The 6,802-nt window shown below is 72.5% G+C and carries 7 protein-coding genes; 4 read left to right on the forward strand and 3 right to left on the reverse strand.

Going from position 1 to position 6,802, the window contains the following annotated elements; translation table 11 throughout:
• The first annotated feature begins 42 nt into the window (after positions 1-42).
• Both gcvP and ABZ260_RS14525 read left to right on the forward strand, forming a co-directional pair.
• Entirely contained in the window at positions 43-2,898 is a 2,856-nt protein-coding gene (gcvP, locus tag ABZ260_RS14520) for an aminomethyl-transferring glycine dehydrogenase (protein ID WP_355616873.1), read from the forward strand.
• 115 nt (positions 2,899-3,013) lie between these two features.
• Positions 3,014-3,796 (forward strand): hypothetical protein, encoded by a 783-nt coding sequence (locus ABZ260_RS14525; RefSeq protein ID WP_355616875.1) that lies wholly within the window; start codon positions 3,014-3,016, stop codon positions 3,794-3,796.
• 117 nt (positions 3,797-3,913) lie between these two features.
• On the opposite strand, the gene ABZ260_RS14530 is transcribed toward ABZ260_RS14525, so the two are convergent.
• Positions 3,914-4,264, reverse strand: a complete 351-nt coding sequence (locus tag ABZ260_RS14530) for a hypothetical protein (protein WP_355616877.1) — start codon at positions 4,262-4,264, stop codon at positions 3,914-3,916.
• Between the two features lie 74 nt (positions 4,265-4,338).
• Between ABZ260_RS14530 and ABZ260_RS14535 the strand changes: the two genes are divergently transcribed.
• A complete protein-coding gene (locus ABZ260_RS14535; RefSeq protein WP_355616884.1) occupies positions 4,339-4,980 on the forward strand; it encodes an alpha/beta family hydrolase in 642 nt (213 codons plus the stop codon).
• A 6-nt stretch (positions 4,981-4,986) separates the two neighbouring features.
• Here the strand turns inward: ABZ260_RS14535 and ABZ260_RS14540 are convergent, their stop codons facing one another.
• Both ABZ260_RS14540 and ABZ260_RS14545 read right to left on the reverse strand, forming a co-directional pair.
• Positions 4,987-5,178 (reverse strand): DUF5999 family protein, encoded by a 192-nt coding sequence (locus ABZ260_RS14540; RefSeq protein WP_030915037.1) that lies wholly within the window; start codon positions 5,176-5,178, stop codon positions 4,987-4,989.
• 405 nt (positions 5,179-5,583) lie between these two features.
• A complete protein-coding gene (locus ABZ260_RS14545; protein ID WP_355616879.1) occupies positions 5,584-6,171 on the reverse strand; it encodes a TetR/AcrR family transcriptional regulator C-terminal domain-containing protein in 588 nt (195 codons plus the stop codon).
• A gap of 213 nt (positions 6,172-6,384) precedes the next feature.
• Between ABZ260_RS14545 and ABZ260_RS14550 the strand changes: the two genes are divergently transcribed.
• Positions 6,385-6,783 carry a hypothetical protein gene (locus ABZ260_RS14550; RefSeq protein ID WP_355616881.1) on the forward strand — a complete coding sequence of 133 codons (399 nt, stop codon included), beginning with the start codon at positions 6,385-6,387 and terminating at the stop codon, positions 6,781-6,783.
• The last annotated feature ends 19 nt before the right edge of the window (positions 6,784-6,802 follow it).

Raw genomic sequence — 6,802 nt, forward strand, 5'->3', positions numbered from 1 at the left:
CCGCGCCCAGCACCGGTCTCCACCCCGCCCGAGAGGCTTCTCATGACCGATCTGTCATCGCTCAGCGAACTCGCCCCTCCGCCGTTCGCGACCCGTCACATCGGGCCCGACGACGCCGCCCAGACCCGCATGCTGGAGGCGGTCGGATTCGCCTCCGTCGCCGACCTGGTCGCGGTGGCCGTGCCCGAGGCGATCCGCTCCTTCGCCCGGCTGGGTCTGCCCCCGGCGGCAGGGGAGTCCGAGGCCCTCGCCGAGCTGCGGGTCCTCGCCGGGCGTAACACCGTGCTCACCTCGATGATCGGCCTGGGCTACCACGACACGATCACCCCGGGTGTCATCCGCCGCAACCTCCTGGAGAACCCGGGCTGGTACACCGCGTACACGCCCTACCAGCCGGAGATCTCCCAGGGCCGGCTGGAGGCCCTGATCAACTTCCAGACCGTCGTCTCCGACCTGACCGCCCTCGACGTCGCGGGGGCCTCCCTGCTGGACGAGGCCACCGCCGCGGCCGAGGCGATGACCCTGGCCCGCCGCGCGGGCCGCACCTCGTCGAAGGTGTTCGTGGTCGACGCCGACGCGCTGCCGCAGACCAAGGCGGTGTTGCGCACCCGTGCCGAGCCGCTCGGCATCGAGCTGGTCGAGAGCGACTTCACCGGAGGGCTCCCCGACTGCTTCGGCGTGCTCGTGCAGTACCCCGGCGCCAGCGGCAGGATTCGCGACTTCCGCGCCATCGCCGACGCCGCCCACGCGTGCGGTGCCCAGGTGGTCGCCGCCGCCGACCTGCTCGCCCTCACCCTCCTGGCCGCGCCGGGCGAGCTCGGCGCCGACATCGCGGTCGGCTCCTCGCAGCGCTTCGGCGTCCCCCTCGGCTTCGGCGGTCCGCACGCCGCCTACATGGCGGTCCGTGACGGCCTCCAGCGCCAGCTGCCCGGCCGCCTGGTCGGCGTCTCCCAGGATGTCGAGGGACGCCCCGCCTACCGGCTCGCACTCCAGACCCGCGAGCAGCACATCCGCCGGGAGAAGGCCACCAGCAACATCTGCACCGCGCAGGTGCTGCTCGCCGTGATCGCCGGCATGTACGCCGTCTACCACGGCCCCGAGGGCCTGCGCAGGATCGGCCGCCGCATCCACCGGCACGCCGTCGTGCTCGCCGAGGGGCTGCGCCAGGGCGGCGTCGAGGTGGTCCACGACACCTTCTTCGACACCGTGCTCGCCCGCGTGCCCGGGCGTGCCGCCGGAGTCGTCGCCGCGGCCCGGGAGAACGGCGTCAACCTGCGCCTGGTCGACGCCGACCACGTGGGCGTCACCTGCGACGAGAGGACCGAGGTTCTCCATCTGGAGCAGGTCCTGGCCGCCTTCGAGGTCAGCGGCACCGTGCTGGCCGACCTGGACGCCGCCGCGCACGACGCGCTGCCCGGCGCGCTGGCGCGGGTCGGCGACTACCTCACCCACCCGGTCTTCCACAGCCACCGCTCCGAGACGGCCATGCTGCGCTACCTGCGCAGGCTCCAGGACAAGGACGTCGCGCTGGACCGGTCGATGATCCCGCTGGGCTCCTGCACCATGAAGCTCAACGCGACCACCGAGATGGAGCCGATCACCTGGCCGGAGTTCGCCGGGCTGCACCCGTACGCGCCGGAGGACCAGGCGGCGGGCTACGCCGAGCTGATCGGGGAGCTGGAGCGCTGGCTGGCCGAGGTCACCGGTTATGACGCCGTGTCGATCCAGCCGAACGCCGGCTCCCAGGGCGAGTTCGCCGGCCTCCTGGCGATCCGCGCCTACCACACGGCGCGTGGCGAGTCGGATCGTGACGTCTGCCTGATCCCCTCGTCCGCGCACGGTACCAACGCCGCCAGCGCGGTGATGGCCGGCATGCGCGTCGCCGTGGTCGCCTGCGACGACAACGGCAACGTGGACCTCGACGACCTCGTCGCGAAGATCGAAAAGCACCGCGACCGGCTTGCCGCGATCATGGTGACCTACCCGTCCACGCACGGCGTGTACGAGGAGACGATCGTCGATGTCTGCGAGCTGGTGCACGAGGCCGGCGGGCAGGTCTACGTCGACGGCGCCAACCTCAACGCACTCGTCGGCCTGGCCAGGCCGGGCGAGTTCGGGGCGGACGTCTCCCACCTCAACCTGCACAAGACCTTCTGCATCCCGCACGGCGGCGGCGGCCCCGGTGTCGGCCCGGTCGCGGTCCGCGCCCACCTGGCCGACTACCTGCCCGGTCACCCGCTGCGCGGCGGCTCGGCGGTCGGCCCGGTCTCGGCCGCCCCGTACGGCTCCGCGGGCATCCTGCCCATCTCCTGGGCCTACATCCGGATGATGGGTGCCGACGGGCTGAAGGCGGCCACCGAGCAGGCCATCCTGTCGGCCAACTATCTGGCCCGCAGGCTCGGTCCCCACTACCCGGTTCTCTACACCGGCCGCGGCGGCCTCGTCGCCCACGAGTGCATCATCGATCTGCGCCAGATCACCAAGGAGACCGGGGTGACGGTCGACGACGTGGCCAAGCGCCTCGTCGACTACGGGTTCCACGCGCCGACCATGTCCTTCCCGGTGGCCGGCACGCTGATGATCGAGCCGACCGAGAGCGAGGACCTGGCCGAGCTCGACCGGTTCTGCGAGGCGATGATCGCGATTCGCGGTGAGATCGAGAAGGTCGCCTCCGGCGCCTACGACAGGGTCGACAACCCGCTGCGCAACGCCCCGCACACGGCCGGCAGCCTCGTCGCCGACGAGTGGGAGCACCCCTACACCCGCACCGAGGCGGCCTACCCGCTGCCCTCGCTGCGCGAGGGCAAGTACTGGTCGCCGGTCCGCCGCATCGACCAGGCCTACGGCGACCGCAACCTGGTGTGCTCCTGCCCTCCCCTGGAGGCGTACGAAGACTGATCCGCACCGCGGCCCGCGTCTCGCGAGAACCACGTATCCGTAGGGAATGCGGGAGGACGGACGGCGCCCCGAGTCGTTAGGCTCGGGGCGTCTCCGTATCCGGGAAGGACCCTGCATGCCTGAGGTGGACACCCGTCCCTTGGACACCGCGCGAAGACTGGCCGAGTCCGGCGACCTCGACGGCGCCGCCGTGATCTTCGCGGAGCTGGCCGCCGACCCCGACGAGCCCGATCGGGCACAGGCGGCGGTGGGCCTCGCCGTGGTGCTCCAGGAGCGCGGAGACGTGCCGGGCTCCCGCGCGGCCGCGCGCACCGCACTGGCGACAGGGCACCCGGAGTTCGCCGCCCAGGCCGCCTGCCTGCTCGCGGGGAGCTTCGAAAGGGCGGGGATGGCCGACCAGGCCCGCGCCGCCTGGCAGGCCGCGCTGGGCGCCGGCCACCCCGCCTACGTCCCGTCGGCGCACATGGCCCTCGCCAGGCTCGCCACGGACGCGGCGGAGGCCGAACGGTCGCTGCGTGACGCGCTGGCCACCGGCGACCCGGAGATCGCCCCTCGGGCCGCTCAGCGGCTGGCGGAGGCGCTCATCGAGGAGGGTGAGCCGGGGGAGGCCGCCCAGGTGCTGCTGGAGGCGCTCTCGGTGCCGGACGCGGCCGAGGTGCCGAGGCTGCGGGTGATGCTCGGCATCGCCCACCTGGAGCTGGCCTGCGCCGAGTTCTCCGGTGCGATCGAGGAGGGCGGCGACGTCGAGACCGGCGCGCTGGCCATCGAGCTCCTGGCCCGCACGCTCCCGCTCAGAGGACGCGGCGAGGACGCCGAGCGCGTTTGGCGCTACGGCCTCGACAGCGCCGACGCCGACCTCGCCGGTGAGGTCCGCCTCCGCCGGGGCCGCGACGTCTGAACCCCTGGGACGTCCATGCCAGGGCTTCGGGGGCGGTGTCCGGTGTGACCGGAGCGCACCCGGCGGGACGCTGGTCGCTCAGGGAACCCGCGCCGCTCCTTCCGGGGCCCGGAACGGTCAGTCGCGCTCCCGCCGGCGGCTCAGGGCGTGGGCGACGTTGATCGCGATGATGCCGCCCCAGGCCAGCAGCAACCCGGCGCTGCCCGCCTCGGACGCCGCGATGGCGGTCAGCGGGATGCCCATGCCCATCGAGGCGAGCGCGATCGGGATCGAGGAGTTCCCGGCCTTGCGCGGCGGTGTCCCGCCTATCCCGGTGGCGTGCATCTCGGCCCGCACCCGCTGGGTGATGGTCGCGTCCAGGCGGGACACGAACGACTCGATGAGGGCGGTCTCGTACTCCGGCCCGAGATCACGGCGGGCCTCGAGAGTGGCCCGCATGTCCTGGCGGATATCTTGGTAGTCCTGCACCCTTCGATTGTTCTCCTTCGCCCTGCCGTCAGGCATCAGTCGTTAGGACGAGATCCGTGTCCGTCTCCGAGCCCATGTCCCGCCCGGGTACCGTCCCGCCCCTGGAGATCGCGACTCCGCACGGCCCGGCCCTGGTGGAGATCGACGAGGTGGCCTCCCCGCGCTTCCTGCTGGTGCTCACCCACGGCTCGGCCGGGGGAGTGGACGCCCCCGACCTGCTGGCGGTGCGGGACGCCGTGACGGCGGCCGGCGGGACCGTCGCGCGGGTGCTCCAGCCGTTCCGGATGCGCGGTGCCCGCGCGCCGGGCTCGGCGGCCAGACAGGACGAGGCGTGGGAGACGCTGGTGGCCGTCCTGCGCGAGCGCTACCCGGGGCTGCCGCTCGCGCAGGGCGGGAGGAGCAACGGGGCCAGGGTCGCCTGCCGTACGGCCCGGCGGGTCGGGGCCCGCGTGGTCGTCGCGCTGGCCTTCCCGCTGCACCCGCCGGGCAAGCCGGAGCGGTCACGCGCCGGGGAGCTGCGCGCGGCGGGTGTGGATGTGCTGGTGGTGAACGGAGACCGCGATCCGTTCGGCGTGCCCGAAGCGGCGGATGCCGCGCGCCTGGTCGTGCTGCCGGGACAGGGCCACGACCTCGGGAAGGACCCCGCCAGGGTGGGCGAGGTGGTCGCCGAATGGCTCGACGCGAGGATGCGGCCGGGCCCGTGTGAGCCCGTGTGAGTGTCGTCAGGCGACGCCGGCCAGTGGCCGGTGTGGCTCGATGACGGCGCCGTCGGGGAGGAGCTCGCCGGTGTCTTCGAACAGCACCACACCGTTGCAGAGCAGGCTCCAGCCCTGCTCGGGGTGGGCCGCCATGGTGCGGGCGGCTTCGCGGTCCAGCGCCTCAGCGGGCGGACAGGACGGCTCGTGCGGGCACATCGGCGTGCCTCCGGATCTCTCGTGTCGGCTCGCCCGGGTCACGCCGGGTACGGGATGGGCATCGGACATCCGGCGGGCACCGTCACCGATGGGTCTCCGTTCCCACGCATGACGGGGGACGAGCATCTGAATGTTGACATATGGCCATGCGAGCCCTGATAGAGCGAGGCTCGCACATCAAGCAGATCAAGTGTGCGATCGATCGCACCTCGGCGACATAGCCCGTTAGGACTGTTTACGAACTGCTAGAGGGCCAGTCCGTCAGGGCTTTATCAGGGGATGTGACCTATAACACAGCATGCCTCATATAAGGATATTCGGCCAAGCGCGACACGCCGCGAGTCAGGTAAACGATCGGTTACAACTTCCTGACGTGCATCGATGTGGGCCTCCGCGTCCTACCGGTTACCGCGTGCCCAGGCCGGCCAGGAGTGCGTCCAGCCCGTACTCGAAATCGGCGTCCGCCCCGGGGCTGCCGCCTCCCTGTGAAGGGGGGCGCCATGGCTCGTTCTCGTCGCCGGAGGGCTCGGCCCAGCCCGACTGCTGCACCTCCACCGCCACCGCGCCGAAGACGTAGGCCCTCAGTGCCCGCACCGCTCCGGCCGCGTCGGTCAGCCCCGCGTCGGCCAGCTGGTCGGTCTGCTCCCTGATCGCGATCGCGGCCCGGCCCCTCGGGGGCTTGGTCAGGGCCAGCGCCAGCACCCCCGGGTGCTCCCTGAGCGCGGCGCGGCTCGCCCGGCACCAGGCCCTCGCGCTCTCCTGCCAGCTCTCGCCGGGCTCGACGTGGACCGTGGTGACATGCTCGGCCAGCGCGTCCATGAGGGCGTCCTTGCCGCGGGGCAGGTGGTGGTAGATGGCCATCGCCTCCACCTGGAGCGCGTCGCCCAGCCGTCGCATGGTCAGGCGCCGGAGCCCCTGGCCGTCGGCGATGTGGAGGGCGGCGTCGATGATGCGCTCCCTGGAGAGCGGGACGGGTGGTCGCTTGGCAGGCATGGGGGCATCCTGTCACCGGTGACCTTACTGCGTAAAGGAGGGCGCGCCGGACAGATCGTCCCGCTCCGCTCACCACCGTTCCGCGCACGCCCCGTACCGCGAGCCGGCTCCCGGTACGGCTGATCCCGAGTACGTGAGGTGGGGATGAACGGCGTAGGCTACGACCGGTGACCTGCCGGAGGCGACCCGGCGACCGGTGAGAGAGGGCAGAAGATGGCGTTTTTCCGACCGAGCGTGAGCCGGGAGGCGGAGGTTCGCTACCACGCTGACCAGGAGGTCGGGAAGGGCTTCCCCGAGCTTCTGGAGAAGGCGCGCGCGGCCGAGGCCGACCTGCGCCGGGCGCAGGCCGATCTGGCTTCCGTGCCGGAACTGCGAGCCGCCGGGCTGGCCTTCGACAGGGCGCTGACCGAGGCTCTGCGCGCGGCCGAGGCCAACCAGCGCGCGACGTTCGGCATCAAGTCGTACGACGACCGGATCCGCCGCCGTAAGGGCAAGGCCACCCCTCGGGGTGCCGAGTGGACCGCAGAGGTGGACCGCCTGCGCACCCTGCGCGAGCAGAACCGGCTGACCGGCATCCCCCAGGTCCCGCGCCCGGCCGCCGCCGCCCGCTGAGCCGGGCGCACCGCCCGGC

The organism is Streptosporangium sp. NPDC006013, assembly GCF_040614275.1.
Taxonomy (GTDB): domain Bacteria; phylum Actinomycetota; class Actinomycetes; order Streptosporangiales; family Streptosporangiaceae; genus Streptosporangium.